The sequence below is a fragment of the Bacillus sp. UNC438CL73TsuS30 genome, from assembly GCF_000482325.1.
GTDB lineage: Bacteria > Bacillota > Bacilli > Bacillales > Cytobacillaceae > Neobacillus.
Window position 1 is genome coordinate 138,665 of the sequence record NZ_AXVA01000013.1, and the last position, 16,236, is coordinate 154,900.

The window sequence follows — 16,236 nt, forward strand, 5'->3', positions numbered from 1 at the left end:
GAACAATCGTCAAAATATTCACTCTCTTCCCTATTTTTGAGGAAGAAAGAAGGAAAATGTCGTTCCTTGACCGATTTTACTATGAACGGAAATATGTCCGCGATGGGCTTCAATAATATTCTTGGCAATAGCAAGTCCTAAACCAGTCCCAGATCTTCCCCGAGTACGGGCTTTATCTGCCTTATAAAAACGTTCAAATACGAACGGTAAATCTTCCTCAGGAATACCAGAACCTGAATCAGCAACTTCCATGACAAGTCTATTATTCTCCTCGGAAACTTTTAATGTAACTCTTCCGTCCTTTGGGGTATGCCTGATGGCATTATCAATCAGATTGGTTAACACCTGTTCAATGCGATCTGGGTCGAAAGAAATTGGACTGACTATATTCCCGATATTTGAACTTAATAAGATTTCATGATCTTTGGCAAGACCTTGGAATTTATGAATAATCCTATTTATAAAGGAAGAAAGATTAACTTCCTCCACCGTTAATTGAATATGTCCCGCTTCCATCCTTGCCAAATCAAGAAGTTCATTCACAAGGCGTCCCATTCTTAATGATTCGTCATAGATTACTTTTGCCATCTCTTTTTTCTCTTCCTGTGTTTCCGCAATATCGTCGACAATTGCTTCACTATATCCTTGCAGCATCGAAATAGGTGTTCTTAGTTCATGTGATACATTGGCAATAAAATCTCTTCGCATTTTTTCAAGTAGCCGTTCTTCCGTCATATCACGTAAAACCGCGACAGCCCCCCGTATAAACCGGTTGCTGTAAAGTGGACTCACTAAAATGACCCAATGACGGCCCTGAAGAGAAATTTCACCAATTTTCTCTTTTTCGGTATCAACAGCTTGTTGGAAAAGTTCCATTACTTTCGACGGAATTGCCTCTGAATGGGACGATAGGCCTTTTTCATAGTACCAATATTGAAGAAACCGGTCTGCAGGCGGATTAGTAATTAAGATGGTACCATCACGATTAAAGGTAATAACCCCATCTGCCATACTGCTCAGGATGCTTGCAAGCTGTTCTTTTTCTTGGTTAAGTGCATTCATGTTGAATTTTAATTGTCTTCCCATCTGATTAAAAGCCGTTGCTAACTCACCAATTTCATCATGGGTGAGTATTGGAACCTTTGTATCAAACTTCCCTCTCGCCACTTCAAATGCCGCCTCGCGCATCTTTCGTAGTGGCGCTGTAATTCGCGTTGATAAAAAGAAGGCAAATATAGTAGTTAAGATAATAGCAACTCCAGCGACAAGTAAAATAAATCGAGTTGTCGAATGGGTTGTTTCCTGCATGTCCTTTAGGGACTGATAGATGAAAACTGCGCCCATTTTTCCATTTGGTAAATGAAGCGGCACTCCAATAATAGAATAGCTTGCTTCTTGATTACCGTCACTTTGGTCTACTGCAAAATCCGAAATTTTTTCTACCGTTTTATTTTCTTTAAAAACCTTTGCCAATTCATTGTCTTTTTTAATATCTGAAATGGTCAATTTCGTTGCATTTTTTGTATTTGGTGAGTAGTAAATCTCATCGTCATTTTTAACAATGACTACTTTTGTAACGTCATCGATTATTTCCCATGATATCTCCAAGGCAAGCGAAAATTGATCATTCGGATGCTCTTCCAACACACGGGCAATTTTTTCTGCAGAATGGGTTAATTTATCTTTTGTTTCAAGAATGTTTTGGTTTTGAAAAAATTCGAGGAGCATCACTGTTAGAATAAACAGTACAACTGATACCAGTAATAGAATGGTAATCCAAAGTTTACCTACTACACTTCGTAGAAAGGTCATCCATTTACAACCTCGAATTTATATCCGACACCCCAAACGGTTACAATCATTCTGGCAGCCTGTTCAGATACTTTGTTTAATTTCTCTCGAAGACGTTTTACGTGGGTATCTACCGTCCTCAAATCTCCAAAAAATTCATAATGCCATACTTCTTTTAATAATTGTTCTCGGTCAAAAACTTTATCGGGAGCTTTTGCCAGGAAATATAGTAATTCATACTCTTTTGGTGTTAAACTTACTTCTTTTCCCTCTGCAGTCACTCTATGTGCATCATTATCAATTGTTAAAAATGGAAATACAATAACGTCTTTTGTCGTCGTTTCAGTTTGTAAATAACTTGTTTGAGATGATCTTCTTAATAAAGCTTTGACACGCAGGACAACTTCCCTTGGGCTAAAAGGTTTTACAATATAGTCATCTGTCCCAACCTCAAAGCCTTGCACACGATTTATCTCTTCACCTTTTGCCGTTAACATAATGACAGGGGTCGCTTTCTTTTCCCGCAGTTCACGGCAGACCTCAATACCATCCTTACCAGGCATCATAAGGTCCAAAAGAATTAAGTCATAATCATTCTCTATCGCTTTAGACAAAGCTTCTTCTCCATCTTCAGCTTCGTCAATCATATAATTTTCACGCTCTAAATACATTTTTAAAAGTCTGCGAATTCTTTCCTCATCATCTACAACTAAGATTTTTACTTCTTTTTCCATTAAATAATCCCCCCATGTTGTTATTTTACAAAATGAGTTTATATTTTGCTATATTTTCAAAAGAAATGCTTTCCTAAAAGTGTCAAAATTATGACAGGGTATAATTATTATTATTAAAAATAGCCTTCACTAACCAATCGTGAAGGCTATAAGATAAAATCTATTTTTAATTATTATCCAGCATATGAATGAAGACCTGCAATGACTAAGTTAACCGCAACAAGATTAAACATGATAATTACAAAGCCGATGACTGCAAGCCATGCTGATTTTTCACCATGCCAGCCTTTTGACAGACGGAGATGTAAAAAGGCGGCATAGAACAACCAGGTAATTAGAGCCCATACTTCCTTAGGGTCCCAGCCCCAGAATCTTGTCCATGCAACCTGCGCCCAAATCATTGCAAAGATGAGAGCACCAAGTGTAAATACAGGAAAACCGATTAATACAGAACGATAACTAATCTCGTCAACAAAATCGAGCTTAATATTTCTTACAAACGGCTGAAGTGCTGCAGCAATCCGTTTTCGAAGCACTAAGCGAATGATACCGTAAAGAATCAGTCCCCCAACAAAAGACCACATAACCGTGTTCATTTTTTTAGCATTGACCATTGCCGGCATTTCTACAACCGGTTCAAAACCACCCTTTGTTACTAATTCTCCTTTATGGGGTCCAATAACCGCGGGCATTGTGTATTCAACTTGCACTTGATTTTTATTTTTATCAACCCAGTTGAATTTCTCATGATAACCGACTCCGGAAAAAATGGAAGAAACTATAACAAATCCCAATGTGGTAACAAGTCCAAACATGACAATTTCAAGCCAAAAGGTTTGTTTACTAGATTTCGATTGATTAACCGCCTTTACAAGATAGATTAAACCTGCCGCAAAGCTAACGGCTAATATCGCTTCACCAATTGCAGCAGTGGTCACATGGATATAGAGCCAATAACTTTGCAATGCAGGTATTAATGGCGTTATATCACGCGGAAACATACTTGCGTAAGCAATGACTAGAATAGCTACTGGCATAGTAAACAGTCCAAGAAGGACGGCTCGGTAAATAAAAAAGATAACAATAAATGCCCCGACGAGAGCCATACCAAAAAAGGTTGTAAACTCAAACATATTACTTACCGGTGCATGTCCGGAAGCAATCCATCTTAGAATAAAGTAACCCAATTGAGAGATGAAACCAATAATCGTTAAAAATACAGCAATTTTCCCCCACTTGTTGGTCCCTTTTTTCTCATTTATATTTTTTTTCGCTTTAATCGCTCCTCCATAAAATAAGGTAGCAATTAAGTAAAGAATAAAAGCAATAAACAGTAAATTACTACTAAGTGATACCAACTATGCTTCCTCCTTCTCCGTCCTATCTTTTTGCAGCTGATCCTCAGGCATGGTAAAATGCGTATCCGCTAAAACCGTTTCCAATTCTCGTTTAAGACCGTACCAGTTTTTATTTGTATGGGCTGCAACCCATACCTCGCCATTTTTATGTTGAATCCAAATTCTACGATGATTCCAATAAGCGCCTTGGACAACCCCAATCATAAAAACAATACCGCCCAAGATGATGGCCCAAATCGTTAAATCCTTTCTAACTGTTAAACCAGAAACATTTTTTGTCTCGATGCCTCTAAATGTCATTTTATACTTATTATTACCAAAAGGCTCAATATTTTGTCGGATTGCAACAAAACTCGTTTCCCCTTTTGGTTTATCTGGTGCAATCATTCGAAACACAAATGCAGGATTGTTGGGAACTCTAGATTTCGTAGTAGGTTCTCCGCCTTTTTCAAACTCAAAATCGGGAAAATAGCTTAGAATTTTCACAGAATACCCATTACCAAGATCATAAACAGGCTTCGGATTATAAAGATTGATTTTTAAATCCCCATAGGATTTTCCGGTCGTTTTATTCGTCAACGCAAAAGACATAGACTGTAGTTCATCAAGCTTGTAATCGACCTGATAGACTGAATACCCGTTAAAGGATAATGGATCATTAACACGAATACCATAGTCTTTAACCTTTTTAAGCTTAGGCTTTTCACCAGGAATGTTTTCGCCGACTCTTTCGTAGAGAACAACATTAGATTGATAATTTTTAGCCACTTGGTTGACTCTATTAAGAGCCTGATCAAATTTTTTGTCTTTGTCCTTATCATATAGCTGTAAAATAAATTTTTCATTCCTCAGGTAGTATTTACCATCTGTTTCAGGAATGACAGCAGTTTCTCCTTCGCGAATCCACAAGGATTTATCAATATACATCCCAGGAACAAAACGAAGCATTGCACCAATTAAAAAAATGATCAAACCTACATGGTTCACATACGGGCCCCAGCGGGAAAAACGACCCTTTTCCGCTAACAAATCCCCATTTTCTTCACGAACATGATAACGCTTTGCCTTTAAATGTTCTTTTACCTTTGTGAAATCAGCTGTATGAATGGATATATTGACTCCGAAAACACGCTGACGATTTAAAAAACCTTCATGTCTTGTAACATTTTGAGCTTTTAAAGCTTTATATAAAGGCACCACCCTGTCAAGACTGCAAATAACCAAGGAAATTCCAATCATCGCAATCAATAATAAATACCACCATGAACCATATAAATCATTAAAGCCAAGCTGGTAATATAATTTCCCCAACCAGCCATATTCCTTCTGATAATACTCGTCTGCAGGCATTATTTGCGGTATATATTCTTCCTGTGGAAAAATAGTCCCTATTGCAGAGGCTATTAAGGTTATGACTATTAGCCACACCCCAACCTTTACAGAAGAGAAAAAATTCCATATTTTATCAATAATGGTTTTATTATAGGTTTGTGAACGGCGTGCACTTCCCTCATAGCGCATGTCAACTAATTGTTTTTCTTTCTCCTGTTCATCTAATACCTTTCCACACGCTTCACATAGCACGGTTCCATGGGGATTCACATGTCCACATTCACATTTTGCATCTTTCATGATAAAAACTCCCAACAACCTTAAGGTTTAATTTTCTCCATAAATTCCCTTACCCTGTCTTCCGTTAATTGACCAGTAAAATATTTAACTACATTGCCATTTTTATCAATTAAAAATGTCGCTGGAAGCGGATCAATACCATAGACATTCATCACTTGTTTATCCTTATCAATGACAATTGGAAAATCAAGACTATAGCGGTCCACAAATTGGTTAACGGCAATATTTGACTCGTTAATATCAACCGCGAGAACCTGCACACCTTTATCTTTAAATTGCTGGTATTGATTATTTATGTAAGGCATTTCTTTTTCACAAGGTTTGCACCAAGTTCCCCAGAAATTTAGAAATACTCCCTGTCCTTTATAATCGGATAAACGATGCTTTTTCCCCTGCATATCGGTTAAAACAAAATCCGGTGCCGGTTTTCCGATTGCTACTTTTTGCTGATCATCCTTAGTTAAATTTTGATATAGCGTATAAGCAACAGCTAACCCAAGTACAAGCAGTATAATCGTTCTCATCACTAAACGCCGTTTTTTCATTTATACCCCTCCAGAAAACCCCTTTTGACACAGTTTGTCTAAATTATACCATTTTCCAACACCGCCATATTATTAACAAAAACGGGCAAATGTGAAACTTCTATGAATTTTTTTTTGTAGATTCCATCGCAAGTGCTCTTAACTGCTTAACTTCATGCGGAGTTAATTCTCTTGCATCACCAGCACTTAGTCCATTTAATGTTAGAAAGCCATAACGTTCACGCTTCAATTTTAGTACCTCATGGCCAATGGCTTCGAACATTCTTTTAACTTGGCGGTTTCTGCCTTCATGGATAATAATTTCAACAATAGCGGTTTGTTTTTTCTTATCCAATGAGAGCATTTTTACCTTTGCAGGAGCGGTTTTTCCATCCTCAAGCCGAATGCCCTTTTCCAATTTTCTTAAACTTTCTTTTTGGGGAATCCCTTTTACTTTTGCAACATATACTTTTTCAATTTCATTCCTCGGATGCATCAATAAATTAGCAAATTCCCCATCATTCGTCATTAGTAAAAGACCAGATGTATCATAATCTAACCGCCCGACAGGATAAACTCTTTCTTTAAATTCTGAAAAGAAATCGGTAACCACTTTCCTTCCTTTATCATCACTTACGCTTGAGATTACTCCGCGCGGTTTGTACAATAGAAAATAAACTGGTACTTCGCGTTCAATCGGTATTTCATTAACTTCTACTTTATCGTTTGCTGAGACCTTTATACCAAGCTCGGTAACAATTTTACCATTTACCTTCACTTTTCCTTCTTTGATTAATTCTTCGGATTTTCTTCTTGATGCAATGCCTGCTGCGGCCATTACTTTTTGCAATCGTTCCATTTTATATTTCACCTCGGGGATTTTTCTTTTAAACATTGGCTGTATTAAATTAGCCTGTTGATTTCCGCTCCAATCAACTGGGTTAAAAAATCAACATTGTCCTTTAACACAGCCAAAACATTAAATAAGAAAACAATTAGTTTTATTCCATCCTAATGAATTATGACATAACTTCGACATTTTTCAAAGCTAATGATATACCAAAATAAAGAAAGCAAGCTCCTCTCGCAGGAACTTGCTTTCTTTATTTTTATTTTATTCCTATTTTGCTCCAAAAACAAAAGCAACAACAATGATCGCGACAACTATTCCAACGATATCCGCTAATAGGCCCACCTTTAAGGCATCACCCATTTTTTTAATCCCAACCGCACCGAAATAGACGGTTAAAACGTAAAAAGTAGTATCCGTACTTCCTTGCAAGACAGATGCCAGCCTGCCAATAAAGGAATCAGGACCGTAGACTTTAATCAAATCACTTGTCATTCCCAGTGCTGCTGTTCCGGAAATGGGTCTGATAAACAATAAGGGGACAATCTCAGCAGGAATTCCGATTGCTTCCATTGCCGGTCGAATCCATTTCATTAAGGCATCCAGTGCACCTGATGCCCGGAATACCGTAATGGCAACGAGCATCCCTACGAGGAAAGGAATAATTGAAACTGCAATTTTGATTCCTTCCTTTCCCCCTTCTACAAAGCTTTCATAGGTAGGAACCTGTTTGAATGTTGCATATAGTAAAATAAAACCTATTAAAATAGGAATAAAACCAAGAGAGATACCCGAGATCAGCTCCATGTCCTTTTCATCCTTTTCGGCTTCTTCGATAATAAAAATAACGGTCAATCAGGATTGCACCTAATGCTGACAGAATAGTGGCAATTAATGTTGGAACAACTATTTCCGTAGGGGATGCTGAGTTGTAGGTCATTCTGATGGCAATAACTGTGGTGGGTATAATCGTGATACTTGCTGTATTTATTGCTAAAAAGGTAACCATAGACCTGCTGGCTGAATTCTTGCCGCCATTTAATTTCTTTAGCTCTTCCATTGCTTTAATTCCAAGGGGAGTGGCCGCATTTCCCAGTCCAAACATATTGGAAATCATATTGGACAATATATATCCCATCGCTGGGTGATTAACTGGAACCTCGGGAAACAAGCGTTTTACCAACGGCCGGAATAATTTAGAAAGCTTCTCTAGAAGTCCTGCTTCTTGAGCAATCCGCATCATTCCGAGCCAAAACACGAGGATACTAATTAGACCAATACAAAGAGTGACAGCATCTTGCGCACCTGAAAAGATCGCCTTATTTACATCTTCCATTTTCCCGTTGACCAAAGCAAACACAATACCAATGATGGTCATACCAACCCATATATAATTAACCATTTGTTTTCACACCAATAATCGAGAGAAAGATTTCTTTTACAAACTCGAATAATCCATCCTTATTAACCTTGATACCCTTATAATAGATTGGTACTTCTTTCACAACCTTGCCATCCAAAAAAACCATCGCTTTACCAACCTTCCTGGTTTTCTTCGAATCTCCCCATTTTTTAGATGGCTTGTTCAATTTATATTTAACACTAAATAAATCCATTTCTTCACTTGTAGCTGGATAGACAACTGAATTTTTTATATACAAATGGTTCTTATAGATTTTATTAGTAGAAATATCAAGCTTTCCTTTAGGGATAACCTCTGTCATATCAAAGCCTTTAAAACCACTTTCATACATGGCGATATGATCGTCCCAGTCATTTGAGTCATTCAATGTTACTGCAATGAGGTCCATATCTCCTTTAGTTGCTGATGTAACGAGCGTTCTTTTCGCGAGCTTTGTATACCCGGTTTTTCCGCCTGTGCAATATTTATATTTTGTTAACAAACGATTTTTATTTTTCCATACGCGGTCCCAATCTTCTGTTGGATTTGGCGCCCGATGTACCTTTGTACCGGAAATTTCTCTGAACTGTTTATTGTTCATTGCGTAGCGCATAAGCAACGCCATATCGTAGGCAGATGAATAATGTTCTGGAGAATTATCGAGTCCATGTGGATTCGAAAAATGGGAATCATACATGCCGATTTCTCTTGCTTTTTCGTTCATTAAGAGTGAAAAGCCTTCAACGCTCCCACCGACATTCTCTGCAATCGCTACAGCTGTGTCATTCCCGGACCTAAGCATTAAACCATAGACTAAATCCTTTAATTTTATTTTTTCGCCCGGTTTTAGGTAAACAGATGATCCTTCTGTCCTGACAGCCTGATCACTTATCTTCACATATTTATTCATTTTTCCTGATTCAATCGCTAGAATCGCCGTCATTATCTTGGTTATACTGGCAATCCTTCTCTTTGTGTGTGCATCCTTTTCATAAAGGACTCGGCCCGTTTTTTGTTCCATTAAAATCGCACTGGCAGCACCTACGGAAACGGAAGCATCCACCTTTTGAGGAATGTTAGCAATGAATAGTGTGACCACGAGGGAAAAAATAACTAGCTTCCATATCATTCTCATTAGATTTACCTCGTCCCCTTCTGAATCAAAAATTATATCCCTTGAACTTTGAGAACTGTCCAGCTCCAGCGCCTAGCCCCTCTAGGTTGCTTCGGTCCTGCCAATGAAGTCAAAGAACGACTTCACTGTCAGGCCCTCCAGCACTTGCCTTAGGCTGATCAAGGCGCTTCCGCTTTTCCTTATTTCTTTTACAATTTTATGCAGGACAAGGCTTGTTATGCATTAATGAGAAAAAAAACGAAAGCAATCGCTGGATTAAGCGATTGCTTCCTATAAATTAAATTGCTGTCCATTTAATATCTGCCGCTTTTTCGAAGCGCATTCCTACATCATGCCAGTTTACGATGTTCCACCAGTTTTCCACATACTCAGCACGATTATTTTTATACTGTAGATAATATGCATGCTCCCATACATCAAGAACGAGCAATGGAATGGTATTCCATTGAGTTAACAGCATGTGTCTCTCTGTTTGCAGTACTTCGAGATGCCTTGCCATCGGGGACCAAACGAGCAAGGCCCAACCTGATCCCTCAACCTGTTTTGCTGCCTCGCTAAAATGTTTCTGGAAGCTTGAAAAACTCCCAAAATAGTTCTCAATCTCGTCCTTTAGAGGGCCCTGTGGTGTACCTCCACCATTCGGGCTCATATTCTTCCAAAAAATCGCATGAAGATAATGCCCCGAACCATGAAAGGCAAGTTCTCTTGACCAATGCTTAATTAGAGAAAACTCATTGCTTTCCCGCGCTTTTTTTAGGTTTAATTCAGCGTTATTTAAGCCATTCACATATGATAGATGATGCTTTCCATGATGCAGCCTCATAATCTCTTCAGAAATGTATGGCTCAAGTGCATTATAGGGGAAGGACAGTTCCGGAAGTGAATGGCCTCCAGGAGCGAGTGACTTCTCTAATAACCAAATATTTCCGACATCTTGTTTTCTTTGAAAATAACTTTCCAATTGTTCATGAATCGACTCAGCCTTCGACTGTAAACTAAGTAATTCAGCATCCGATAACTCCCGATTTGTATTCTCGATTAAATCACTAAATTCATCAAGATTCTTCCATAAGTCTGAATCGGCTTCAACCTTTTCCATTTCTAAAAAATCTCTCATTTGCTCATTCCATTGAAAGAGCTCATTTACATATTTTCTAAATTTGCTCACGGTCTCCCTCATTTCAAACAGATCATTTATAGAATCGAACCAAAGTCTATCTAAATGGTATGTTCCGAAACTCTTAATAATGCAAAAAAGGCTATTCCTAAATTAAATAAGGAATAACCTTTTCTTTTATTTAGACTGGGCCATTTTTGTACGGTAATCTGTTTCGTAAAATTCTAATTCTTCTCGAATCCGTTGGAACTCGCCTTCTAAACCTTTAATTAGATTTTGAATGGTTTCCGGTACGGGTTGATAATATTTAATTGAATTTTTTCCTGTATACGCAGATCTGCTGTCCTCATACCATGCATCGTTTTTTGGAGAAAAGAATTCTTCAATGCATTGATGATAAATACGGTACAATGTTTTTTCTGCTGCAGCCTTTTGAAACGGCTCACTTTGAAGGATTAACGCACATGTCTCGATGCTTTCCTCACTGTAGACGAGCAGTTTCCGCATATTTGAAACAATTAATTTAAGGTAATTTCGTTTTTCCTCAGTTTCAGGATTTAATTGTGAAATTGTTGTTTCATTTAAGAAACCTTCCAGTGTCTGGATAGTCTCTTTTAAAAACCCCTTGACATCATTAAGTTGTGATTCTACTAAAGTATTCCCCATATTTACACCCCCGGATTTAGTCCAATCTAATATTATTTTGGCTGCATTATAAAAGCAAGCGGTGATTTTAATTCATAACTTTTGTTTTGTTTAAGGGATTGAAAAATGTCAGGCAGCTTATTAAAATCAATATCCTGGAAATAGGCTGCAAACTCATGCTTAGAATTAATGTATACACGTTTACGATGGCGCAGTCCTGGATTTTTAATTAAGCAAACAAGGGCAACAATGTCCTTGAATTCTACTTCATCAAAAATTGGGTCCTGTTGATAGGGAGTGAATTCATTGAACATTTCATCAAAGTACCTTAGATAGAGAACGTGTAGGGTTTTTTCCTCTCCTTCATCCTCAAAAGTTACTTCACTTCTGTTAAAGAAATCTTCAGAGGTATTTGATTTTTCCTTCTCTAATTCATACCCGCTGCATTGATTAATTAGCACCTTAATCCCACTCCTAAACAATAAGAAATTAATGAAATTTGAAAGCTATTTCTATTTTAACATAAATATTCCTTTATGTTTCCTATTTATTCTATGATTCAAGTGTTTCTTGAAACTTCTCAAAAAACAAATCCGCTTCCTCTTGGACATAGTCTTCTTCTGCTTTTTCTGGAAGCTTTGGTAATTCCTTAAGACTCTTTAAACCAAAATAGTCGAGAAATTCCTTCGTCGTTCCATATAATATGGCTCTGCCTGTACCTTCTGCACGTCCTACTTCTTTAATAAGTGCCTTTGACACAAGTGTATGAAGCGGTCTCTCTGTTTTTACCCCACGAATTTCTTCGATTTCAGCACGGGTTATCGGTTGTTTATAGGCAATAATTGCAAGTGTTTCTAATGCTGCCTGTGATAGCGCGGACGTATTTGGGGAGTCAACCAATTTTTTTAAATATAAGGCATTTTCTTTCTTGGTAGCAAGCTGAAACGTTCCTGCAAGCTGTACAATCGTAACTCCTCTTTGTTCGTTACGCTCATATTCTTGGATCGACTCTTCTATTATTTCACCGGCCTTTAGCTCGTCCACCTCTAAAACCTCGGCAATTTGTTTTAATGTCAGTCCCTCATCACCGGCTGCAAACAATAGACTTTCTAAAATACTGCTCCAATTAATGATTTCCAACCACTTCTCTTCCTTCCTTAACTACCTCTACAAAAATATCACCAAAGTTTTCCTGTTGTTCAACATCAATTTCTTTTCGTTTAATCAGTTCTAAGATAGCCAAAAAAGTTACCACAACATGCTCTTTCTCCGGGTAGGGAAAAAGGTCATTAAAGTTTTTGCGGCCTTTTAAATGCTTTAACTCATCCATGATTTCGGACATTCTTTTTTCAATCGAAATTTCCTGACGTGTAATTTTTGTTGACATTGGACGCTGAAGCTTTTTTCTTCTTAGCAGTTTTTGAAACGCTGCGAGCATATCATAAAGCGAAACATTAAGTTCTGCTTTTTCGGGCTGTTTTTCTTTTGCAAAATCCGACAAATCACTGGGCGGCTTAGTATACATGAGGCCGCGTTCTTCTTCCATTGACTTTAAATCATTGGCTGCTTCTTTAAATTTTCGATATTCAATCAACCGTTCAACAAGTTCGTCCCTTGGATCTTCTTCATCATAGTGTGCTTCGGTATCCATATCTTCCATTGTCTCTTCATTTTTTGGTAAGAGCATCTTGCTCTTGATTGCCAACAATGTAGCAGCCATCACTAAAAATTCACTTGCTATATCAAGTTTCAATTCCTTCATTGTATGAATATAGATTAAGTACTGCTCGGTAATTTGGGCAACAGGGATATCATATATATCAATTTCGAGCCGATTTATTAAATGCAGTAATAAATCCAATGGCCCTTCAAACGCATCAATTTTAACCTTGTATGGCATTGTTATTCACCAGTATTCCTGAAAAATTCGTCGACTTTTTTCGACTATTATAAGTATAGAGGAATCAGTTTCGTTATCCAATAGAAAAATCCCCCTTCTAGAATCGATATTAACCAAAATGTGATGTTTGCCCAAACACTGGACAAATTCTCTACATATGATGTCAATGAACAAAGCAAATAATATTTAGGAGGTATTGAATATGGCTGACGGTTTTGGTGCTGGATTTGCGTTAATCGTAGTTCTATTCATTTTATTAATTATTGTTGGTGCTTCTTGGGTTTGGTAATGAATTAAAATAGCGGAAGCGCCCAGCCTGCCTTTTGGCAGGCTTTTTTATTTTAACCTTTTAATACTTCTAAAAGCAGGGATAACCTTAAATATGATAAACTAAATAGACGAAAAAGGCTAAGGGGGAAAGAAAGGTGTACCCAAAAGAATTTATTGAATATTTGGTCCATTTCCATGGGGACCGTGATTATTTTGAATGCCATGAAATTCTTGAAGAATATTGGAAAAGAATAGACCCGGGGAATAAAGAATCCATTTGGGTTGGATTTATCCAACTGGCAGTAGCAAATTACCACCATCGACGGACCAATTTTATTGGAGCGAACCGAACTTTGGAAAAAGCCATTTCTATTTTTAAAAGCCAACCAGAAGCAGTTACCCAAGCGGGCTTGGAATATACCCTCTTGATTAAGGAATTGAATGATCGCTTATCAGAAATTGAAAAAAGAGCGCCCTATGTTAGCATGCTGCTTCCTATTCAGGATTCCAACTTGCTGAATCAATGTATCCATCTATGTAAACAAACAGGCTTTCAATGGGGGAGACAAAGTGATCTTACAAAAGCTTCATTGGTCCATCGGCATAAATTGCGTGATCGGACAAGTGTAATTGCTGAAAGAGAACATGCAATTAAATTAAAAAAAGGCAACGATAAAATGTAATCGTTGCCTTTTTTGACAATTAACATATATCACATTTTTCAACAAAAGCTTGGGTTTGTTCATTAGAAGTAATTTTTTTTTCAGGGTACATTTCCTTAAGTGCTTTAACCATTTTTTTACCGACCCCTTGATAACGATGAGAAGGGTTCACTGAAATATGCTGTATCTCTAATTCATTTGATGCATCAAGATTAATTACCCCAAGAAGACCAATAATATCTTCTTCCTTCCACAAAAACAACTGCCTAAATTCTTCTGTCTCATATTCCTTCATTGTTTGCTGGAGTTTTTTCAAGTCCTTTTCATTTGGCATAAAGGACAATAAACCCATTGCAATTTTTTCGAAAGCTTTTTTATACCGAATTAACATATTGATCCCTCATTATATTAAATAAACCCCGTAATAATGTTCTATCTCTAAATAGTTTTACTAATTACAATTTATGTATTATATGTCTTAACAGCCCTACTTGCGCTCTTGTCAATCATACAAAATAAATGCTTATTCATCAATCCCAATATTTAGGAATGCTTAGGACCAATAAAGACCCAATAAATAATCCCCCAGATAATGGATAGGGCAATTAGGATAACAAACAAAAGCCAATTTCTTTTTTTCATTCAAGACTTCCCCCAAAGGATTGAAGATGCTTCCTACATTCTACACTATTTGACAAAAATAATCTATTTCTCTTTTGAACTGATAAAGGAATAAGCCGCCCGAAATGGGCAGCTTATCACTTGAGCGGCAAATCCAGTCTGATTAAATCTTCATAGGTTTCCCTTTTAACAACAAGTGCAGATTTGCCATTTTCAACAAATACAACGGCAGGTCTTGGCAGACGGTTGTAATTGTTTGACATAGAATAGCCGTAAGCACCAGTACAAAAAACTGCAAGGATGTCTTCATCCCCCTGTTTTGGAAGTGGTAAATCCCAGATAAGCATGTCACCAGACTCACAGCATTTTCCAGCAATAGACACGGTTTCATCCGGTTTCTCCAATGGTTTATTTGCTAGCACCGCTTCATACTTGGCTTGGTAGAGTGCAGGGCGAATATTATCACTCATTCCCCCATCAACAGCCAAATATTTTCTAACTCCCGGAACTTCCTTTGAGGATCCAATTTTATATAAAGTAATCCCAGAATCTCCTACAAGTGATCGACCTGGTTCAATCCATATTTCCGGCATTATGAGCGAATAGCTGCTTACTAAGCTTTTTACTTCTTTAATAATTTCACTAACATATTGATAAGGAAGTAATGGTTCATCTTCCTTCGTATAGCGGATTCCGAAGCCTCCACCTAAATTCAGAACCTTTGCTTCGAAAGATAATTTGTTTTTCCACTCATTTAATTTTTCAATTAATTTTTCTGCTGCCAATAAAAATCCGGTTGTCTCGAAAATTTGCGAACCTATATGACAATGGATTCCTAAAACATCAAAGTTTTTAAATTGAAGTGCTGCAGATAATGCCTCCTCTGCTTGCCCATTTTGGAGGTCAAACCCAAATTTAGAATCTTCCTGCCCTGTTAAGATATAATCGTGTGTGTGTGCTTCAATACCCGGGGTAACCCTTAATAAAATCTTGACCATCGTATTTTTCTCATTACAAATTAATTTCAAGAGATCTAACTCATAAAAATTATCGACGACTATGCAGCCTATCCTATTTTCCAAAGCCATTTCCAATTCTTCTCTACTTTTGTTGTTTCCGTGAAAATGAATTCGTTCAACCGGAAATCCGGCGGCTAAAGCTGTATACAATTCACCACCTGAGACAACATCAAGTGATAAGCCTTCTTCCTCTGCAAGCTGAAGCATGGCAATCGTTGAAAAAGCTTTGCTGGCATAAGCGACCTGAGCTTGGACCTTTTGCTCCTCAAATGCCTGCTTAAATCCCCTGGCTCTTTCTCTAATTAATGCTACATCATAAACATATAGAGGGGTACCGTACTCTCTTGCCAAATCAATTGCATCGAGGCCGCCAATTTCCAAATTCCCCTTGCTATTTATTCCTGTAGAACCATAAAAATGCATTATTTCCCTCTCCCCCGCAATGACTCAAATTTAATACAAATGGCATCAATAAATAAATAGACAGAATCTAAAAGATACTGCCTATCTTTACAATTTTAAATTAAAATTACTTTAGCATAACAGCGGAAAATCTGCAATTTTTTTTCATTTACA

General features: G+C 37.4%; 18 protein-coding genes. 2 read left to right on the top strand and 16 right to left on the bottom strand.

Annotated elements, in window-relative coordinates:
• Positions 1 to 30: 30 nt before the first annotated feature.
• From M028_RS0107345 to M028_RS0107410, 14 genes are all read right to left on the bottom strand, one after another.
• Positions 31 to 1,812 (bottom strand): ATP-binding protein, encoded by a 1,782-nt coding sequence (locus M028_RS0107345; RefSeq protein ID WP_026573332.1) that lies wholly within the window; start codon positions 1,810 to 1,812, stop codon positions 31 to 33.
• Positions 1,809 to 2,525, bottom strand: coding sequence for a response regulator transcription factor (locus M028_RS0107350; RefSeq protein ID WP_026573333.1), 717 nt, complete (start codon positions 2,523 to 2,525; stop codon positions 1,809 to 1,811). The genes M028_RS0107345 and M028_RS0107350 overlap by 4 nt, the downstream gene beginning before the upstream one ends.
• Positions 2,526 to 2,698: 173 nt before the next feature.
• A complete protein-coding gene (gene ccsB, locus M028_RS0107355) occupies positions 2,699 to 3,883 on the bottom strand; it encodes a c-type cytochrome biogenesis protein CcsB (protein ID WP_026573334.1) in 1,185 nt (394 codons plus the stop codon).
• Positions 3,884 to 5,515 (bottom strand): cytochrome c biogenesis protein ResB, encoded by a 1,632-nt coding sequence (resB, locus tag M028_RS0107360; protein WP_026573335.1) that lies wholly within the window; start codon positions 5,513 to 5,515, stop codon positions 3,884 to 3,886.
• Between the two features lie 20 nt (positions 5,516 to 5,535).
• Positions 5,536 to 6,060 carry a thiol-disulfide oxidoreductase ResA gene (resA, locus tag M028_RS0107365; protein WP_026573336.1) on the bottom strand — a complete coding sequence of 175 codons (525 nt, stop codon included), beginning with the start codon at positions 6,058 to 6,060 and terminating at the stop codon, positions 5,536 to 5,538.
• A 100-nt stretch (positions 6,061 to 6,160) separates the two neighbouring features.
• Complete coding sequence (gene rluB / locus M028_RS0107370) at positions 6,161 to 6,898, bottom strand: 23S rRNA pseudouridine(2605) synthase RluB (RefSeq protein ID WP_026573337.1); 738 nt, start codon at positions 6,896 to 6,898, stop codon at positions 6,161 to 6,163.
• A 261-nt stretch (positions 6,899 to 7,159) separates the two neighbouring features.
• Positions 7,160 to 7,696 (bottom strand): spore maturation protein, encoded by a 537-nt coding sequence (locus M028_RS0107375; protein ID WP_026573338.1) that lies wholly within the window; start codon positions 7,694 to 7,696, stop codon positions 7,160 to 7,162.
• Positions 7,697 to 7,703: 7 nt separating this feature from the next.
• Entirely contained in the window at positions 7,704 to 8,291 is a 588-nt protein-coding gene (locus M028_RS0107380) for a nucleoside recognition domain-containing protein (protein ID WP_026573339.1), read from the bottom strand.
• Positions 8,284 to 9,426 (bottom strand): D-alanyl-D-alanine carboxypeptidase family protein, encoded by a 1,143-nt coding sequence (locus tag M028_RS0107385; protein WP_026573340.1) that lies wholly within the window; start codon positions 9,424 to 9,426, stop codon positions 8,284 to 8,286. Before M028_RS0107385 ends, M028_RS0107380 begins: the two co-directional genes overlap by 8 nt.
• Before the next feature lie 277 nt (positions 9,427 to 9,703).
• The gene (locus M028_RS0107390; protein ID WP_026573341.1) at positions 9,704 to 10,594 is read right to left on the bottom strand and encodes a superoxide dismutase; all 891 of its coding nucleotides are present in this window, start codon (positions 10,592 to 10,594) and stop codon (positions 9,704 to 9,706) included.
• A gap of 126 nt (positions 10,595 to 10,720) precedes the next feature.
• Positions 10,721 to 11,209, bottom strand: coding sequence for a YpuI family protein (locus M028_RS0107395; protein ID WP_026573342.1), 489 nt, complete (start codon positions 11,207 to 11,209; stop codon positions 10,721 to 10,723).
• A gap of 32 nt (positions 11,210 to 11,241) precedes the next feature.
• Positions 11,242 to 11,649, bottom strand: coding sequence for a hypothetical protein (locus M028_RS0107400; RefSeq protein ID WP_026573343.1), 408 nt, complete (start codon positions 11,647 to 11,649; stop codon positions 11,242 to 11,244).
• Between the two features lie 91 nt (positions 11,650 to 11,740).
• Positions 11,741 to 12,328 carry an SMC-Scp complex subunit ScpB gene (gene scpB / locus M028_RS0107405; protein ID WP_026573344.1) on the bottom strand — a complete coding sequence of 196 codons (588 nt, stop codon included), beginning with the start codon at positions 12,326 to 12,328 and terminating at the stop codon, positions 11,741 to 11,743.
• Positions 12,315 to 13,088, bottom strand: coding sequence for a segregation/condensation protein A (locus M028_RS0107410; RefSeq protein ID WP_026573345.1), 774 nt, complete (start codon positions 13,086 to 13,088; stop codon positions 12,315 to 12,317). Before M028_RS0107410 ends, scpB begins: the two co-directional genes overlap by 14 nt.
• Positions 13,089 to 13,290: 202 nt before the next feature.
• Between M028_RS0107410 and M028_RS29585 the strand changes: the two genes are divergently transcribed.
• Together M028_RS29585 and M028_RS0107420 are read left to right on the top strand one after the other, a co-directional pair.
• Positions 13,291 to 13,377, top strand: coding sequence for a YjcZ family sporulation protein (locus M028_RS29585; RefSeq protein ID WP_035423899.1), 87 nt, complete (start codon positions 13,291 to 13,293; stop codon positions 13,375 to 13,377).
• Positions 13,378 to 13,513: 136 nt separating this feature from the next.
• Positions 13,514 to 14,041 (top strand): DUF309 domain-containing protein, encoded by a 528-nt coding sequence (locus M028_RS0107420; protein WP_026573346.1) that lies wholly within the window; start codon positions 13,514 to 13,516, stop codon positions 14,039 to 14,041.
• Between the two features lie 19 nt (positions 14,042 to 14,060).
• Here the strand turns inward: M028_RS0107420 and M028_RS0107425 are convergent, their stop codons facing one another.
• Positions 14,061 to 14,411 carry a GNAT family N-acetyltransferase gene (locus M028_RS0107425; RefSeq protein ID WP_026573347.1) on the bottom strand — a complete coding sequence of 117 codons (351 nt, stop codon included), beginning with the start codon at positions 14,409 to 14,411 and terminating at the stop codon, positions 14,061 to 14,063.
• Between the two features lie 367 nt (positions 14,412 to 14,778).
• Entirely contained in the window at positions 14,779 to 16,083 is a 1,305-nt protein-coding gene (gene lysA / locus M028_RS0107435) for a diaminopimelate decarboxylase (protein ID WP_026573348.1), read from the bottom strand.
• Between the last annotated feature and the right edge of the window lie 153 nt (positions 16,084 to 16,236).